General features: G+C 46.3%; 13 protein-coding genes and 1 pseudogene. 3 read left to right on the top strand and 11 right to left on the bottom strand.

Annotation, left to right across the window (positions count from 1 at the left end):
- Positions 1-12 precede the first annotated feature (12 nt).
- The 11 genes from AAFP11_RS18380 to nadD form a co-directional block, all read right to left on the bottom strand.
- Positions 13-1,005 carry an NAD-dependent epimerase/dehydratase family protein gene (locus AAFP11_RS18380; protein WP_341738390.1) on the bottom strand — a complete coding sequence of 331 codons (993 nt, stop codon included), beginning with the start codon at positions 1,003-1,005 and terminating at the stop codon, positions 13-15.
- A complete protein-coding gene (locus tag AAFP11_RS18375) occupies positions 1,002-2,135 on the bottom strand; it encodes a DegT/DnrJ/EryC1/StrS family aminotransferase (protein ID WP_341738389.1) in 1,134 nt (377 codons plus the stop codon). The genes AAFP11_RS18380 and AAFP11_RS18375 overlap by 4 nt, the downstream gene beginning before the upstream one ends.
- Positions 2,136-2,144: 9 nt before the next feature.
- Positions 2,145-3,290: a DegT/DnrJ/EryC1/StrS family aminotransferase gene (locus AAFP11_RS18370; protein WP_340541529.1), complete on the bottom strand. Its 1,146-nt coding sequence runs from the start codon at positions 3,288-3,290 to the stop codon at positions 2,145-2,147.
- 33 nt (positions 3,291-3,323) lie between these two features.
- Positions 3,324-4,388, bottom strand: coding sequence for an alpha-ketoacid dehydrogenase subunit beta (locus AAFP11_RS18365; RefSeq protein WP_341738388.1), 1,065 nt, complete (start codon positions 4,386-4,388; stop codon positions 3,324-3,326).
- 8 nt (positions 4,389-4,396) lie between these two features.
- Entirely contained in the window at positions 4,397-5,362 is a 966-nt protein-coding gene (locus AAFP11_RS18360; protein ID WP_341738387.1) for a thiamine pyrophosphate-dependent dehydrogenase E1 component subunit alpha, read from the bottom strand.
- 58 nt (positions 5,363-5,420) lie between these two features.
- Positions 5,421-6,410, bottom strand: a complete 990-nt coding sequence (locus AAFP11_RS18355; protein ID WP_341738386.1) for an SDR family oxidoreductase — start codon at positions 6,408-6,410, stop codon at positions 5,421-5,423.
- Positions 6,411-6,532: 122 nt separating this feature from the next.
- A complete protein-coding gene (locus AAFP11_RS18350) occupies positions 6,533-7,162 on the bottom strand; it encodes an HAD family hydrolase (protein WP_341738385.1) in 630 nt (209 codons plus the stop codon).
- Positions 7,163-7,164: 2 nt separating this feature from the next.
- The gene (locus tag AAFP11_RS18345; RefSeq protein WP_341738384.1) at positions 7,165-8,760 is read right to left on the bottom strand and encodes a PfkB family carbohydrate kinase; all 1,596 of its coding nucleotides are present in this window, start codon (positions 8,758-8,760) and stop codon (positions 7,165-7,167) included.
- 262 nt (positions 8,761-9,022) lie between these two features.
- Entirely contained in the window at positions 9,023-11,056 is a 2,034-nt protein-coding gene (locus AAFP11_RS18340; RefSeq protein WP_341738383.1) for a hypothetical protein, read from the bottom strand.
- Positions 11,057-11,810: 754 nt separating this feature from the next.
- The gene (locus AAFP11_RS18335; protein ID WP_340518956.1) at positions 11,811-12,830 is read right to left on the bottom strand and encodes a type I glyceraldehyde-3-phosphate dehydrogenase; all 1,020 of its coding nucleotides are present in this window, start codon (positions 12,828-12,830) and stop codon (positions 11,811-11,813) included.
- A gap of 150 nt (positions 12,831-12,980) precedes the next feature.
- Positions 12,981-13,832: a nicotinate (nicotinamide) nucleotide adenylyltransferase gene (nadD, locus tag AAFP11_RS18330; RefSeq protein WP_341738382.1), complete on the bottom strand. Its 852-nt coding sequence runs from the start codon at positions 13,830-13,832 to the stop codon at positions 12,981-12,983.
- Positions 13,833-14,395: 563 nt separating this feature from the next.
- Here nadD and murC point away from each other — a divergent pair.
- The 3 genes and pseudogenes from murC to AAFP11_RS18315 form a co-directional block, all read left to right on the top strand.
- Positions 14,396-15,952, top strand: a complete 1,557-nt coding sequence (gene murC / locus AAFP11_RS18325) for a UDP-N-acetylmuramate--L-alanine ligase (protein WP_341738381.1) — start codon at positions 14,396-14,398, stop codon at positions 15,950-15,952.
- Positions 15,953-16,100: 148 nt separating this feature from the next.
- Positions 16,101-17,057, top strand: coding sequence for a UDP-N-acetylmuramate dehydrogenase (murB, locus tag AAFP11_RS18320; RefSeq protein ID WP_341738380.1), 957 nt, complete (start codon positions 16,101-16,103; stop codon positions 17,055-17,057).
- A 339-nt stretch (positions 17,058-17,396) separates the two neighbouring features.
- Positions 17,397-17,532 (top strand): annotated as a pseudogene (locus tag AAFP11_RS18315) (YbaB/EbfC family nucleoid-associated protein); the annotation flags it as partial.

Genomic DNA, 17,532 nt, shown 5'->3' with positions numbered 1-17,532 from the left:
GCAGCCGACCTCTTACTCTTTATGGATATACACTAACGGCTCCTGCTCGATCGCAGACCAGTTACTTTCAACCCACTCTATCACTTCTTGCACCCCTTGTTCAAAGGAGACTTGAGGCTGCCAGCAAAGTTCCCGTTCGGCCCTTGAACAGTCTAGCAGATATTGGGAATCCTGCCCCAATCGCTCACCTACAACCTGAACGCATTTTTCAAAATCATACCCCATGCCAGCACAAACCTGACCTACAATATCAGCAATTGTGCGATCGCTCGGAACGGTAAAGTGATAAGTTCCTGGGTTCCCTTGCTTCAAAGCCAACAATAAACCCTGGACAACATCTCGGACATGAATAAAGGACTTAACCGAGGTTCCTCCCCCATGCAGTTCAATGGTTTTACCCATTTTTAGGTAAATTGCTGTTCTCGGAATAATCTTAAACAGTTGTTGATGCCTGCCGTACACATTTGTCGATCGGATAATAATCGCCGGAAACCCAAAGTTCTTGCTGATGCTATTCAGGTACATATCCGCGGCTGCTTTAGAAACAGCATAGGGCGTACTGGGGTTGAACAGCGTCTCTTCCGTTACTTTATCGGCACAACTGCCAAATATTTCGGCTGAAGAAATGTGAACGTAGGACTTGAGATAATCCCGACTTCTAAGCTGGTTGCACAACTTTACCACAGCCGTCGTATTAATGTCAAAATACTCAACCGGGCTGTAGTTGCTTAACCCCACCTCGCTCAAAGCAGCCACATTAATTACTACTTCCGGCTTGGTTGCGTCTAGCAGTTCTATCAGGCGATCGAATTCCCTGACACTATTAATTTGGTGGAAAGTAAAATCAGGATTTTTCCGTTTTTTGTAAGGCAGGAAAAAGTCTTTATATTCTGGCGATCTACTAACACCAATTACTTTATTATCGGGATCGTCCAACAAAGCATCTACAATGTGACAACCCGTAAAGCAATTACTGCCAATTACAACGTAAGTGGTTTTACTCATTTCATCTCTCCTTTTAGATAGAACGATCGCACGCACTCGATCATATAATCAATTTCATCTGAGGTGAGATGTTGATGAGCTGGTAAAGTGATCGATACCTGCGAATCTTTCTCTGCTACTGGAAAGTCACCTTTTTTATAGCCCAAATGAGCAGCCGCTTTTTGCAAATGAACGGGAATCGGATAATGAATCTTAGCTTCTACTCCATTTTCCTGCAAATAAGTCAGTAGCTCATCTCGATGTTCCACCCGTAAAATGTAGAGGTGGTAAACGTGCTTGACATTAGCTGGACGGTGGGGAATGTGAATGAACTCCCCTAAATCTGCAAAGGCTTCATCTAGCCTTTTCGCATTAGCAATTCTGGTATTAGTAATAAACTCAGTTTGGTCTATTAACCGATTGCCAATCACGGCTTGTAGTGAGTCCAAACGAGAATTGTGACCGAAAATTGCCACTTCGTCGCGGTTAATTAAACCGTGATTGCGGAACAATCGCAAATTTTCGTACAACTCTTGCGATCGCGTCACAATTATCCCACTATCACCCCAAACATTCAAATTCTTTAACGGATGCAGCGAAAAAGCCGCCGCTTGTCCCCAACTACCCACATACTTGCCATCTCGACTAGCTGTAATTGACTGACAAGCATCTTCAATAACCAGCAAATTATGTTTTTCTGCAATCTGCATAATCGCAGGCATATCTGCCACATTACCAGTGTAGTGGACTGGTAAAATCGCCTTGGTTCGGGGAGTAATCGCCGCCTCAATTAAGTTAACATCAATCGTATAACCTTCATCATTATCCACAAATACAGGAGTTGCCCCCGTCATCGCGATCGCGCCCACCGTAGCAATGAAAGTATTGGTTGTGGTAATTACCTCATCGCCAGGGCCAATCCCCAGCATTTTCATCGGTAAAATCAGAGCATCAGTACCCGAATTCACCCCAACCGCGTAAGGCATTTGGCAAAATTCAGCAAACCGACGTTCAAACTCAGTCACAGGAACTCCCAGCGTAAAATCGCCGCTCAACACCAATTCCCGCACGTCCGCCAGATAATCATCAACATTCGCAAACTGCCGATCGAGGTAAGAAAACTTGACTTGCATTCTCTGTTTTGTTAACATATTTACCCTTCAATTACTACCATAAAACGCTTGAATACTGTCGCAAACACGCTCTAACTGATCCTCTGTTAACCCCTGATTTACTGGCAGACTTAAAATTAGATTAGCCTGTCGTTCAGTCACGGGAAAACTATCCTCTCCATATCCTAACTCTTTTCCGACTGTGGAGAAGTGAATAGGAACTGGATAGTGAACTGATGTACCTATTCCCCTTTCTCCCAGAAATTGCCGCAGTTCTTCACGGCGTTCTGCTTGAATAACAAAAGTGTGGTAAGCGCACTTTTCATGTTCTTTTTCCAACGGCAATTTCACCTGCTCAATTCCTGCTAGTCTAGCCTGATAATAACAGGCATTTTGGCGGCGCTGTTGGGTCCAAGCTTCGAGATAGCGTAATTTTACCAGTAAAATTGCAGCTTGCATCGTGTCTAGGCGAGAATTATGCGACCACATCACACAGTCATCGCGGGTGCGAAGACCAATATTCCGCATAATTTTCAACTTGTCATACAGTTCAGGATCGTTTGTGGTGAGAACTCCGCCATCGCCGCAAGCATTTAAAGTTTTCAGCGGATGCAAACTAAACCCAGCAATTGTACCAAATGAACCGACTCGCCGACCTTTATATTCAGCCAAGACTGCTTGAGCCGCATCTTCCACCACATATAATCCTTTCTCTTTTGCCAATTCTAAAATAGGCTCCATGTCGCAGGGACGGCCTGTGAGGTGAACTGGTAAAATAGCTTTAGTTTTAGAAGTAATAGCTGCCGCAATTTTATCGGGATCGATATTATAATCATCCCGCACATCCACAAAGACCGGTTTAGCTCCTAGAACTCTAATACAGGTTGCTGAAGCAATAAAGGAATTAGGTGCTGTAATTACTTCATCACCACTGCGGATTCCCAAAGCTTTAAGGGCAAAAATTAAGGCATCCGTACCTGAGTTAACGCCAACAGCATAGCGGACACCGCACATTTCTGCAAATTGACGCTCAAATTCCGATACTTGTTCACCTAAAATAAACTGCCCGCTGTCTAGCACTTCGCTAATAGCTGCCAAGATTTCGGACTTGATTAGTGCGTGTTGTTGGGCTAAATCAACGTAAGGGATTCGCTCTACCTGGGATTGAGAATTGATAATTGGAGCCTGGAGCATTGTCATTTTTAATAAGTTTTAATTGGGTGAGTATTAAAACGGCCCTGTGAATGTTTTATCTGGAACATCCAGGGGAGTTTCCCGCAGAATTCCCAATTCGGTTTCTGTTTGTACGACCAAACCCATCATCGTGCGGGCAGTATTTACAATGTCAACAGCGCGGGGGTAGTAATCGTTGGCGATCGCGGGACTTGACGGCGCGTACACATCAGGGAGAGCTATCCGTTTGGGACTGCATTTAAGAAAATGATAAGCTTCTTCTGCCACAATTGCTAGGATTTCGCTGGCAAAACCCAAGGTTCGCCAAGCTGCATCGGCTGCAATCAGTCTCCCGGTTTTGCGTACAGATTCCAAAATAGTTTCGGTATCTAAGGGTTTGAGCGATCGCACATCCACGATTTCTGCTTCGATCCCGTCTCGCGACAACAACTCAGCAGCCCGCAACGCTTCCAGCGTCATGTAAGAAGTTGAAACAATCGTTACATCCTGACCTTCTCGGATTTTCCGAGCTTTGCCAAGTGGGACGCGGTACATTTCCTCTGGTACTGGGCCAAAAATTTGGTGCAGCCAGCGATGTTCAAAAAATATGACAGGGTTGTTGTCTTCGATCGCGGCAATCAGCAAGCCCTTAGCATCATAAGGCGTTGTCGGCATCACCACTTTTAACCCAGGCACATGAGCAAACCAAGCTTGCAGACTTTGGGAGTGCTGCGGCCCTTGGCCCCAACCCCGACCGATGACTAGGCGAATCACCAGGGGAACAGATGCTTTGCCACCAAACATATAGTGCCACTTAGCGGCGTTGTTCACCATTTGATCCATCGCCAGTAGCGCAAAGTCAACCCGCTGATGCACCAAAACCGGGCGCATCCCCGCCAGTGCAGAACCAATTGCCACACCAGTCATACCATTTTCAGCTAACGGCATATCCAGCACTCGTTCTTTGCCAAATTTCTCCCGCAGTCCCAAGGTAGTGCCAAAAATGCCTTTAGGATCGGGAACCCCTTCTCCCATGACATAGACGGCCGAATCTGCGACCATGGTCTGAGTAAGAGCTTCTTTAATTGCCTGAGCAAAGGTTAGTTCGCGTTGGGTCATAGTCGGATTCATGCGTAGATATGCTGGAAGAGAATTTGCGGATCTGGGAATGGACTACTTTTGGCAAAGCTGACCGCTTCCTCTACCTCAGAGGAGATGACACCGATCATCTCGTCCAAGTCTTGTGCTGTCAGAATCCCTTGCTCTAGTAACTGAGCTTGGGTGCGTTGAATAGGACAACGAACTTTCCACTCTTGAAATTCAGCTTCCGTGCGATAGCCCAAGTCATTGTCGTAGTTCGGCCCACAATGTTCCCGCCACCGATATGTTTTGAACTCCAGAAAAGTTGGTCCACCACCACTCCTTGCCCGTTGCACTGCTTCAGCCGTCATTTGATAAACTGCTGCAACATCATTTCCATCCCCTTGAAAGCTGGGAATATTGTGAGACTTGGCTAGAGCATACACTTCTCGCCCTAGGGGTTGTCGTTCGCTCATCCCCGTGTACACAGAGTACAAGTTGTTTTCGCACACAAAAACCACAGGTAGATTTTTTAACGCAGCGAAATTAGCACTTTCATGAAAAACGCCTTCTTCTGTGGTGGCTTCTCCGAAGAATACTACCACTACTTTGTTTAATCCTTGCATGACGGCTCCCAGAGCAGCGCCTACCGCCACAGGTATTGTGCCGCCGACAATGGGAGCAGAACCCATAAATCCGGCCTCCAAATCGATCAAGTGCATCGACCCTCCTTTACCTTGACAGCAACCGGTGGCTTTACCGTACATCTCAGCTAAAAAAGCTTTTAAGTTGCCTCCGGCTGCTAAATAGTGACCGTGAGCTCGGTGATTGCTAAAAACGGCATCAGTCGGGTAAAGCGTGGCACAAACGCCAGCGGCGATCGCTTCTTGACCGATAGATAAGTGTATCGGGCAGCGCATTTCCTGTTGAGGATAAAGTTCAACAATTTTCTCCTCTACCAGGCGGATGCGGAGCATGGAGAAAAATAGTTGTTTGTGCAATTCGGGAGGCATGGTTATTTTACCTGAAAATTATAGACAAATAGGATACGCTTAATTGCCAACCATTTACTTACTTCAGTTTAATTTCTTGCATGACTTTAATATTGTAATAAAGGCTATCCGTCATCGGATTGGGAATCAAATTAGCATCAAACGCCTTCACCAAATCTTGCACTGCATCTTCAATTGTGTGCTGCGGCACAAACCCCAGTTCTCTCTTAATCTTCTCCGATGAAATGTGATAAGAGCGGTTGTCATTGGTCGGCGTGCTGACAATCTCTACTTGTTTTCCTACCACATTTCGCACCATTTGAGCAATTTGCATCACCGTATGATTTTCATAACCCGCGTTGAAAATCTTGCCGTCGATCGCATCATCAGGCAATTCCAGCGACTTGATATAAAGGTCGGTCATATCCTGGATGTGAATATTTGGTCGTTTTTGGTCGCCACCAAACACCGTAATTTTACCATTATTGACAGCGTGGTTAGTGAGAATATTCACTGTCAAATCCAGCCGCAAACGAGGGGAATAACCGCAGACGGTTGCCGGCCGCAGAATCAACGTAACAAACCCCGGTTCGCGGTTTGCCAGCAACACATCCTCGCACATTGCTTTATACTTGGAATAATCTGTTAAAGGTTGCAGTGGCAGTTCTTCGCTAACATTTTCGGTTTCTTTGATGCCGTACACGCTGGAGGAAGAAGCATAGATAAACCGTTTGACTCCACTGTTTTTGGCGACATCTACTAAGTCAACAAAAGCATCGTAGTTAATCGATTTACCGAGGTCTGGGTCTAATTCAAAACTCGGATCGTTGGAAATGCAAGCTAGATGGATAACAGCATCGCATCCGGGTAGAATTTTTTCGAGGAGTGGGCGATCGCGAATATCTCCCTTAATCTCTTCCAAACCGGGATGGCCTTTGACGGAGGATAGAACATCTTCTCCATAAATGTACAAATCCACAACCTTAACTCGATATCCAGCTTGAAGTAGTTTAGGAACTAGAACAGCCCCCACATAACCCGCTCCGCCTGTAACTAAAACCTGTTGCATTTGATTCACCCTAAATTATTCAATTACTTTCAACTTGGTTAATAGACATTTCTAAAAATTCTTGTGGGGTAGGCATCTTGCCTGCCCTTTACAGGCTTTTGGGGAAATGTCAAATATATTAATTATCCCACTAAATGCGTTCCATTCAACTTTTTTGACTGCGGATAATCACTCTCATTTTGGATTAAGTTAATAATTTCTGGCATTGACGAAACTACCGTTATTTGCTCGTAAAATGGAAGTTTAGACAATTCTTGCTGTTCCTGTATTCCATAGCCAGTTTCAACTAGAAAGGCTTTCATCCCCAACTGCAAACCAGGCTCTAAATCCCTGAGTCTATCCCCGATCGCCCAGCATCGCGTCGGGTCTAAACTATGGTCGGCTATCGCTTGGACAAATAACCCAAGTGACGGCTTGCGACACTCACAGACGTAACTATACTGGATAACTTGACCTTTCGGGTGATGGGGACAGTAATAAAAATCGGCGATCGCCCCGGTCGCAGCTTCAGCATCCCGCCGCATTTTATCATTAACTGCCTCCACTGCCTCCACTGGGAAATAACCCCTAGCCACTCCCGATTGATTAGTCACCACCAATACTGAGATGTCCTGAGTCTTCAGGAATTTTAGTGCCTCCAGCACTCCCGGAACCCACTCAATTTGGTCGGGGTGGCTGAGGAAGTGGCTATCTTGAATTAGAGTACCATCCCGATCGCACAAAATTGCTTGCGGCTTGCTAAAAGATGGCATCTTTATACCTTTAACACGGTGGTAGCAAATTTCAACAACCGAGCTTTTTCTACTGGTTCAGCATTCCCAAGAGTATTAGCCGCGATCGCCCCAGCCAAATTCCCTAGTAGCGAACCAACTGCGATCGGTAATTCCAACTTCGCACTCAAGCTAGCCAGAGCAAAAAACGCATCGCCCGCCCCAATTGTATCCTTCACCGCCAGCGTCATTGCCGGACTCAAATCTTCTTCTCCTTTGCCATTGATTCCCAACGCTCCCGAAGAACCTAAAGTCAGCCATCCTTGCTGAGCATCTAGATTTTGAAACAAGCCTTTAAGCAGATAATTGTGGTCTCCGTAACGGCTAGAAAAAGCTAAACGTAGTTCTTGTTCGTCCAAGCAAAAAACATCAGCTCGGCGGTACTTAGTAATTAAGTTATAGCCGTAATTTGCACTGTTTGTTTGGCAGTTCAAAGCCAAAAATCGAGCTTCACTTTGAACTAGATCCATGAGTTCAGTATCCAGCAATCCATGTCCGTAATCTGCAACCACCACCATGTCATAATCCCGAATTGTTTTCCGCAAACGGTCTAACAAATTTTGGCGCTGATTGGGAGCAGGCCCTTCTTCTTGCAGCTCATTAATAGAGAAAAGCTTGGTGTAATCATCCCTCATGCCCTGGCGCTCAATGTAACGGCGTTTGGTTGTGGTTGCCGCACCATTTTCATATTGCAAATCTAGCCGAATACCACCATTTATATTATTCAAAATCAAGCTGTGAATGTCTGGCTCATTGCCCACAACACCAGCCACGGTTACAGAGTCTACAAAACTAGCAATGTGGCGAGCAATAGCCAAAGAACCTCCTAAATGCTGGTCTTTTTTCAAAAAGCGAGTCGAAATAACTCTGCCTTTAGAAGTCAAACCCTGCACTGTACAGTGAACAAATTCATCAATAATTACGTCCCCCAACACTAAGACTTTGAGCTTTTGCATCGCATCAACGCCCTTGCGAATTGCCTCAAAAGGGTGTTGCTGGGTTAATTGAATGGCATAGCTTTTGATATGTGGTGGCAACACATCGGTGTAGTTATTCAGCAGCTTCGTTGAGCTAAAAACAATCTCGCCTGTATAGCGAATTTCTCCGCCGTAAGCTTGAACTCGATCGGCTTCCCGGTCAATATTTTTAGTAACATCTTGACTGTGGTCAGCATATTCGTGACCTTTGCAGTAAAAATTTGGCTGAACTCGATCGAGTACATCTAAAGCTGTGGCAACAGGAGCCAATAACACATAGTCTACACAAGCTAAAGAGGCAAGAGAATAAAGTCGCAAATCGTCCGAAAAAACCGGTCTCCCAGGGCCTCGGTTGACATAAGGAGCTGCGGTAATGGAAACTACCAAGACATCTCCTAAAGCTTTGGCTTCTTGCAAGTGGGCAATGTGACCGGGGTGAAGCAGGTCAAACACCCCATGACAGAGAACTACCTTGCGGTTCTGTTCTCGGAGATTAGCAAGCACGTCTTTACAAGTTTCAAAATCAAGATATTTTTCTGTGTTTTTTGTCAGCATCTGTGAACTAAATTGTGTAATTTCTAACTCAGACAGGCTTGCCACCATACAAGACTCGATCATCCCAGTTTTTATAAATATACCAGGTGATGTTCGCGATCGCCCGTCTACAAACTTGGGTCTGACATGAACTAACTTTGTTCACCCAAACCGCAGCAGGTTTTATTGATGCGACACTATCCCTGAACACTTTTAATCGCTCAGCTACAAACAGACTATTATCCTAATAATGCCCGTCTTATTAGATCTTTCAAGTGGCTATTTTAAACAGAAGACTAGGATTTAAGACTAATGTTCCCGCCACCTGAACCTAGATCCGCCCTACTTGGGTTTTAACAGCCAGAACACGCTGGATCAATTCTTTCCATTCCAGCGAATTGCTCAAGGAGTTCGTATCAAAATACTCACCTTTTTCTAAAGAAAAGCGACCAAAATTTTCTAACCAATTCATTACTGTTTCTGTTCGTGAGAAAGGCGTACAATTCAAGGATTTCTGTAAAGAACGAGACATTCCAGTCCTATCGTTGTTGCGATAAGCATACCAGGCTTCCCAGACTAGAACGCCGTACTGCACCTGATTGCTTTGATCTGGATTTTTGACCGTATTTTCCTCAAAACGCGATCTCTCTAATTCCCCCGCAGTTTGGTGCAGTTGTGACTGAGACTGTTCCAATGCTTGCCGAGTTTGATGGTGTTCGGCTTGGGATAGTTCCAATGCTTGCTGAGTCGAGTGCAGTTGTGACTGAGACTGTTCCAATGCTTGCCGAGTTTGATGGTGTTCGGCTTGGGATAGTTCCAAGGCTTGCCGAGTTTGATGGTGTTCGGCTTGGGATAGTTCCAAGGCTTGCCGAGTTTGATGGTGTTCGGCTTGGGATTGTTCTAATTCTTGCTGAGTCGAGTACAGTTGGGACTGCGACTGTTCCAATGCTTGCCGAGTTTGATGGTGTTCGGCTTGGGATTGTTCTAATTCTTGCTGAGTCGAGTACAGTTGGGACTGCGACTGTTCCAATGCTTGCCGAGTTTGATAGTGTTCTGCTTGGGATATTTCTAATTCTCCCAGAATTTGATGGTGTTGGGCTTGGGATAGTCCCAATTCTTCCTGAATTTGATGGAGTTGAATTTGTATTAATTCGCAATCTTCCTGAGCCTGGTACATTTGCGACTCAAATCGATCGCGATCTTCCTGAGCTTGATAAAGTTGAGCTTGGGTTAATTCCAACTCTCCCTGAGTTTTGTAAAGTTGTGACTGGGATATTTCCAAATCGCTTCTAGTTTGATGTAGTTGGGGATGAACTTTTTCCAATTCTTCCTGAGCTTGATATAGTTGCGACTGCAATCTATCGCACTCCTCCTGAGTTTGATAAATCTGAGCTTGCGCGAGTTCCAATTCTCCTTGAACCGGATAAATTTGACCTTGGACTACTTCTAACTCTTTTTGAGTTTGATTCAATTGGGTCAGGGATTGCTCTAGCTCTGCCTGAGTTTGATATAATTGCGACTGTGACTGCGCCAACTCTCTTTGACTCTGATGCAGTTGGGATTTGCACTGTTCAAACTCTCTCCGTTGTTCGTAGGTCATATGGTAATATAAATCTGTTGGTTCTACATTTAAGTTAAGATTAAAGTCGCTTGAAACCTTGGATAATTCTATTATTGCAATTGAATTTGCCTGTGACCAAGGCCATCCGTATTCGCTATCCCTAAGTTCGAGAACATCTACTTCTCTCCAAAGCATATAATGCTTATCGTCTGCTGTTTCTCTATCTATTAGCTTTAAATAGTTGGCGGATATGGCATCTTTCGGAATGGCATATTTTTTCCATAAAACCTCTAAATACTCTTTGCTAAACTGAATGTACCATTCTGCATCTGTAAGTCTGCCAAAAGGAACGGTTATCAAGGCTTTTCCATTCATAGCCAGCAGATCGTATATTTTGGCGATCGCCTTCAAGGGACCTTCGAGATCGCGCGACTGTGTTTTTTCGCCATAGCCTCCCGAAGGATCTCCGGCTTGCCCTATGTGTTCTACACTGGAAATTGATACTATTGCATCATATTTTTCCGCTGAGGGCAGGTCCATCAAATCTTCATTTTCTACACCGAGGTCTACTTCAAATTTATCTATAATTCGTCTCGTTCTCACACCCATATTTTCGCTCAATGAGTTTTCATAGTGAGAGAGTACGTTGCCCACTTCTAGGATTTTTTGAGTATTTTCCCGATTGGCAATAAAATCAAAAGCGATAGAAATTTCTACTGCTCTTTCTGTCGGATTATTAAATTTTATCCGATTGTAATATAGCTCTTTACCTTTAAAAGTAAAGGTTCTTGTCCACTTACTCATTTTTTCCTCAAAATGCAAACTCTCAAGTTATCTGGCACAGCTAACGATGAAAATATGGACGGCTGGACAGTAGTGTAAAATTTAGCGTTCAACCAGCGATTATATTTAGCAATAGCAGCACAACTTAATAAAAGTTAGCGTTCTTACTCCATATTTTCACCCCATCCTATTGGCTCAAATTCCTCGACGATCGCGCGAAACTCCACCCAACGGAATTGCTAAAACTCCCATTCGCCCTAGGGCAACCTACTGCCAAAATTGTTTTCCAGAAACCTACCACAATTTCGAGTCCGTTTTGCCCTCGCCCCCAATGAACTGCCATCACCACCCACGAACATACCAGACCGCAGGCCCTCTCAGGATGTTCCCACATGGATTCTATACAAACTTTCCTTTGCCTCCGCAGACAAGCCAGATGTCACTGGTTCCCAGGCTCTTCCGGGAAACCCATGTCTAGAGGTCTTGCCTAGCTTGGATCGGCCGCAATTTCGAGGCAGAGCCTCTGGTTCTGCGTTACCAGGCAGAGCCTGGTAACGAGTAGACGAGTAGACGAGTAGACGAGTAGACGAGTAGAATGAAACCACCCCCCCCTGCCCCCCCCAAGGGGGGAGATAGGAAGGGGGACTTTGACTTCTTCTAGTCCCCCCCAAGGAGGGAGATGGGAAGGAGGACTAGGTTTGACTTTAAGTTGTCACCAATTGGCAGAGCCTGGTAACGAGTAGAGGGAGTAAACGAGTCGAAACAAGTCAGGCTTTTAGCCTTCCCATCTTTGGGCGACTAATTCAGCCAAGTCAACAACTCGCTGACTGTAGCCCCATTCATTGTCGTACCAAGCCAAAACCTTTACCATGTCGCCATCCATCACTAGGGTCAAGCTGGAATCTAGAATGGAAGAAGCATCACTGCCTCGATAGTCGCAAGAAACTAAAGGTAAATCGTTGTACTCCAAAATTCCTTTCATGGAGCCTTCGGCTGCTTCCTTGAATACTTGATTTACTTGCTCGGTGAAGGTCTTTTTCTCTACCTGAGCGACAAAATCAACTACGGACACATTGGGAGTGGGTACGCGCATGGCAATGCCATTTAGTTTGCCTTTCAATTCTGGAATCACCAAAGCCACAGCTTGAGCAGCACCAGTAGATGTCGGCACAATATTCATGGCAGCAGCCCGTGCCCGCCGCAAGTCGCGGTGGCTAGCATCCAGCAAGCGTTGGTCGCCTGTGTAGCTGTGGGTAGTGGTCATCATGCCCTTGACGATGCCAAAATGTTCGTGGAGCACTTTCAGCACTGGAGCTAGACAGTTGGTGGTACAGCTAGCATTGCTGATGACTGTGTAGTCACTGTGCTTGTAGTTATGGTGGTTGACTCCCATCACGTAGGTTCCCACTTCTGGGCCTTTGCCAGGAGCGGTGATCAGCACTTTTTTAGCGCCGGCGGTGATATGCTTTGAGGCTCCAGCTTGGTCTACAAACACGCCTGTTGATTCAATAATCAGATCGATACCCCACTCTTTCCAAGGCAAGTTTAGGGGATTGCGATCGCTCACGCATTTAACTGTCTTGCCGTTAAGAGTTATGGAATTTTCATCGGCACTGATGTCCACACCCTTCAACGTTCCCATCATGGAATCGTATCTCAACAAGTGAGCATTACTTCGGGGATCGGAAGTGTCATTAATAGCTACCAACTCTAGCTCGCTGTTTTCTCTGCCCAGCCAGCAGCGCGCAAAACTGCGCCCAATACGCCCAAAACCATTGATCGCGACTCGAATCACCTTAGTACCTCCTAACGATGGCAGTCCCTAATTTAGGGTAAAATTTTGGAAAAATTTAAGAATTGACTATGAAACAAGATCATACCGCAAAGGCCGATCCTTTCTAACTTTTTGTCTATAATGAACAATCAGTTAAATCCAGTTATAGTGTCAGCTCTGGTAAAGCTGATGGTTAACAATATAAGTCCTTACGGCCTCTGGGACTAAATGCCCGATCGCTCGACCTTGACTACAGTAACGACGGATGGCTGTGGAAGAAACCTCGATCGCAGGCATAGCCAAAACCTGCCAGCGAATCTGCACTCCCCTCAGACTCATTTTTTGGGCTACCACAGCACAAACTGTATTTGTCTCCAGCATCTTGTCCGCGGCAGCATCCATCGACACTTCCGTCTGCAACTCCTCAAATCCCCCTGTCCGGCGTCCCGCCACCAACCACTCACACAACCGCCCAATTTCCCCACACCGCGGCCATTTGGGTAAAGTTTGGAAAGCATCAGCACCAATAATCCAGTAGAGCTGAGCCTCTGGATACAAATTTTGCAAATACAGTACAGAGTCGATCGCCCCCGCCGCAGAGGGATTGGTATCTAGGGGTAAAAGTCCAAAATCCGGTCGCTGTGCTGTCGCCAGAGCTACCATTTCCCGTCTTTGTTCAAAAGTTGCCAAAACACTGTGCAGCTTGTGACCAGGAGTGCGATCGACCGACCAGACTACGCGATCGAGACCAAATTGACAGACGGCTCTGTTAGCCATCCACAAATGCCCCCAATGCACCGGATCGAAAGTCCCCCCCAAAATCGCTACTTTTTCCATACAAAGTGGTAGTCTTGGTAAATCTTTGTGGGTTTCACCCCACATCGGGCGTAAAAATATCGCGGGGCCATTGCTGCCGTATCCCAGCACAGCAAGAGGATGGGTAAAAAATATACAGGAATATGCGATCGCCCAAAATTCGTCTGTTGCCCCAGACCCCCAAAGCCCATCCTCGCTAAATTGCAAATTAAGAGATGTCAGGAACCTCACCCTAAAGGCGTGAGGCTGGAAAGAGAAATCTAGAAAGCCATCCTGACGGGCCTCAGTCCTTCGCGGACTAGGTTTTGAGAGTCATGACACCCGGAGGATGCGTAGCTAGTCAAGAGCTCTGTCGCTAGTAGTTAAACAGTCTTAAGGTAACAGAGTCAGTGCTGCTAGCCGTGCGCAAGCTCACTAAACTTTGGCGAAGCTAACTTTACCCGAAAGGGATTGGAGACAATCATATCTCCGCAGAGGGGCAACCATACCCCTCTACCCCGCAAGGGGAAAATGTAAAGCCGTCCACTGAAGGCGATGCACTCAGCTTCGCCGAAGTGACTGGGTTTCTACCCAATTTTCTGATGACTGTTCCGGAAATCTACTCGGTACCAAGTCATATAGGATACAAGAAAAGTATCTCTACCAATCCCAAAATCGAGGGACTAGCAGAGAATTTTGTACAAAAATATATAGCGAAATGTATCCTGAAAAAACAATTCTTGATATCATATCGCGTGTGATTGGCGTGGTGTGGTGCGTGAGGAGCGAAAATGCCGAGTTCAGTTGATTTCAGTGGTAAACCATTTCATTTCATCGGCATTGGTGGAATCGGAATGTCAGCCCTTGCCTATATTCTAGCGAAACGTAACTTGCCTGTGTACGGTTCGGATATTAAATCGAGCCACATAACTGAGCGCTTGCAAGGAATGGGAGCTCATATTTTTTGGGGTCAAGACGCTAGCAATTTTGAACTATTTCAAAAGCCGACACTTGACCATAGTCCCGCAGGTCAGCCTCCAGACAAACCCGTATCCTCCGTAGGGGAAAGTTGGGTAGGGGCTTCTGTGGCGACAGCCGAAGCTCTCCCATCCCATGGGAGTGACCAAAGAGCTAGGTCGGTACTGGGACTGCCCCAAGTAGTATGTTCGACGGCAATTCACCAGGGAAATGCCGAATATATAGCTGCTTTAGATTTGGGCTGTCCGATTTTTCATCGATCGGATGTTTTGGCAGCCTTGATTCAAGATTACCAAAGTGTTGCCGTAGCAGGTACTCACGGTAAAACTACCACTAGCAGCTTAATCGGCTTCATGCTGATGACCGCCGGTCTAGACCCGACCATAGTCGTAGGAGGCGAGGTAAATGCTTGGGAAGGGAATGCTCGCTTGGGGGAGGGCCCCTACTTAGTGGCGGAGGCTGATGAATCCGATGGTTCCCTTGTCAAGTTGGTAGCCAAAATTGGCGTGGTGACAAATGTGGAACTGGATCATCCAGACCATTACGATACCCTCGACCAGGTAATAGACACATTTAAGGTGTTTTCCCAAAACTGCCAAACTTTGGTGGGCTGCATTGATGACCAAATTGTCAAAGACTGCCTCCAACCAAATATTACCTACAGCTTGCAGCCAGATAGCGGTGCTGACTACACGGCCGATGATGTCCTGTACGGTGCCGACAGTACCAGGGGTCGGATTTGGGAACGAGGTGCTCTCCTGGGGGAAATGGAGTTGAAACTGCTAGGCAAACACAATCTCAGCAATGCCCTAGCGGCGGTAGCAGTGGGTCGATTGTTGGGGTTGGATTTTGCGGCGATCGCCTCTGCGATGGCTGGCTTTGAAGGGGCGCGCCGCCGTTTTGAAGTGCGGGGTTTTCACAATGACATCCTGTTTGTGGATGACTACGCCCACCATCCTAGCGAAATTCGTGTCACCTTGGCTGCTGCTAGGTTGCGTATAGAAGGTAGCGAAGTAAATCCTAAATCGGGAAGAGTGGTTGCCATTTTTCAACCTCACCGTTACAGCCGGACTTTGACTTTTTTGCCAGAATTTGCCCAATCTTTTACTGATGCTGACTTGGTGGTTACTTGCGAGATTTATAGTGCTGGGGAACCCAATTTAGGACAAATTAGTGGGCAAATGGTGGCTGATTTAATTGCTAAAGAAGGGCAACAGGTGGAGTTTCAGGCTTCCTTGGAATCAGTAAGTAAGTTTTTAACCCAAAGTTTGCAACCGGGGGATTTGGCTCTATTTTTGGGTGCTGGAAATCTCAATCAGATTATTCCAGAGGTGATGGCTTTTTATCAAGCAGCCGATCGCCCGCATTAGCTAGCTCCCGTGGGATCGAAGGACTTTCATGGCGGTGCAGACAGTACCGAAACTTCTGTGTGCCTAGTAGTTCGTTTCCTACTGACCAAAATCAATAAATACACTCTCAACCAATTCTTTGCTCGAAGGTATTTTAAGGAATTTCAAAATGGTGACTATCTCGAATGACTCCTCTGTTAAGGGCTATCGGCGAGTTTATTCTCCTATTTCTTTGGGGGGAACTGACTGCAAGATTAACTCTCAAGTGTCTTTGGCAAGCATGACTTCCTTCCGAGTCGGTGGGCCAGCAGAATGGTACGTTGCTCCCCGCAGTATAGATGCTTTGCAAGCCAGTTTTGCTTGGGCTGACTCTGAGGGGTTGGCTGTGACTCTACTGGGTGCAGGTTCTAATTTGTTGGTGAGCGATCGGGGTTTGTCCGGTTTGGTCGTCGGTACTCGATACTTGAAACAGGTGAGTTTTAATCCCGAAACAGGTCAAGTAACTGCCGGGGCTGGGGAATCTATTCCCCGTCTCGCTTGGTTGGCTGCTAAACGGGGCTGGAAAGGCCTGGAATGGTCTGTGGGTATACCGGGGACTGTGGGAGGTGCTGTGGTGATGAATGCCGGGGCACACAGGGGCTGTACAGCGGATATTTTGGTGAATGCTCGCGTTCTCTCACCAAGTGGTAAGGTAGAAATTCTGACTCCCCAAGAGTTGGGCTACCGTTATCGGACTTCGGTGCTGCAAGGGGGCGATCGACTCGTAACAGAAGCCACTTTTCAGTTACAGCCGGGATTCGATCGATCGGCCGTAATGGCAGAAACTAACAATAATTTCAGCCAGCGGCGGACGAGTCAACCTTACCACTTGCCTAGCTGCGGTTCTGTTTTCCGCAACCCCAGTCCGAAGGCGGCAGGCTGGTTAATTGAGCAAACTGGACTGAAGGGATATCAAATTGGCGGGGCTCAAGTAGCTCAACGCCATGCTAATTTTATTCTTAACTGTGGGTCGGCAACGGCTAATGATATTTTTCAAGTGATCCGCCACGTTCAAGAGCAAGTCCAGGATCGGTGGTCGCTATTGTTGGAGCCAGAAGTTAGAATACTGGGAGAGTTTCCGTTATAAAGCGGGCATGATCTTAAATTAGGGATTACGTACGGTCGGGCAGACCGAAACTTGGGTGGAAACCCTCAACGCTTGTGGAGAGGACGATCTCTACTGATGCTGGAGAAATTCTGTGTCAGCAAGTCGCCTCAACGAATCAAGAATCTCAGTGTCTTTACACCTGAGAGCAATTAATTTATCGCGGTTGGCTAAACCGTGAAAGCTTGCTGAGGGATAGCCGCTCCCATGCTCCCGATGAAGCAAGAAGCAAATGTCTAGACTTGTCTAGTATTTGTATAGCAGTGCCACAAGTAATCAACCAACGGCACACTGTTTTTAATTGAGCATCGCTGAGTAGTTATGACACAACCTGGAAAAGGATTTGGCTTCGGCCTGGGCAAAATGAAAGAACTAACTGAAGCTTTCAAGAAAGCTCAGCAGGTTCAAGAAGGAGCTAAGAAGCTTCAGGAAGAGTTGGATCAAATGGAAATTGAGG

Source organism: Microcoleus sp. CAWBG640, assembly GCF_020883015.1.
GTDB classification, from domain to species: Bacteria; Cyanobacteriota; Cyanobacteriia; order Cyanobacteriales; family Microcoleaceae; genus Microcoleus; species Microcoleus anatoxicus.
This window is presented reverse-complemented; position numbering and strand designations above follow the sequence as displayed.

Bases quoted from the DNA above. Each gene is read 5' to 3' on its own strand.
- AAFP11_RS18380 (WP_341738390.1), bottom strand. From the start codon at position 1,005: ATGAGTAAAACCACTTACGTTGTAATTGGCAGTAATTGCTTTACGGGT.
- AAFP11_RS18375 (WP_341738389.1), bottom strand. From the start codon at position 2,135: ATGTTAACAAAACAGAGAATGCAAGTCAAGTTTTCTTACCTCGATCGG.
- AAFP11_RS18370 (WP_340541529.1), bottom strand. From the start codon at position 3,290: ATGCTCCAGGCTCCAATTATCAATTCTCAATCCCAGGTAGAGCGAATC.
- AAFP11_RS18365 (WP_341738388.1), bottom strand. From the start codon at position 4,388: ATGACCCAACGCGAACTAACCTTTGCTCAGGCAATTAAAGAAGCTCTT.
- AAFP11_RS18360 (WP_341738387.1), bottom strand. From the start codon at position 5,362: ATGCCTCCCGAATTGCACAAACAACTATTTTTCTCCATGCTCCGCATC.
- AAFP11_RS18355 (WP_341738386.1), bottom strand. From the start codon at position 6,410: ATGCAACAGGTTTTAGTTACAGGCGGAGCGGGTTATGTGGGGGCTGTT.
- AAFP11_RS18350 (WP_341738385.1), bottom strand. From the start codon at position 7,162: ATGCCATCTTTTAGCAAGCCGCAAGCAATTTTGTGCGATCGGGATGGT.
- AAFP11_RS18345 (WP_341738384.1), bottom strand. From the start codon at position 8,760: ATGGTGGCAAGCCTGTCTGAGTTAGAAATTACACAATTTAGTTCACAG.
- AAFP11_RS18340 (WP_341738383.1), bottom strand. From the start codon at position 11,056: ATGAGTAAGTGGACAAGAACCTTTACTTTTAAAGGTAAAGAGCTATAT.
- murC (WP_341738381.1), top strand. From the start codon at position 14,396: ATGCCGAGTTCAGTTGATTTCAGTGGTAAACCATTTCATTTCATCGGC.
- murB (WP_341738380.1), top strand. From the start codon at position 16,101: ATGGTGACTATCTCGAATGACTCCTCTGTTAAGGGCTATCGGCGAGTT.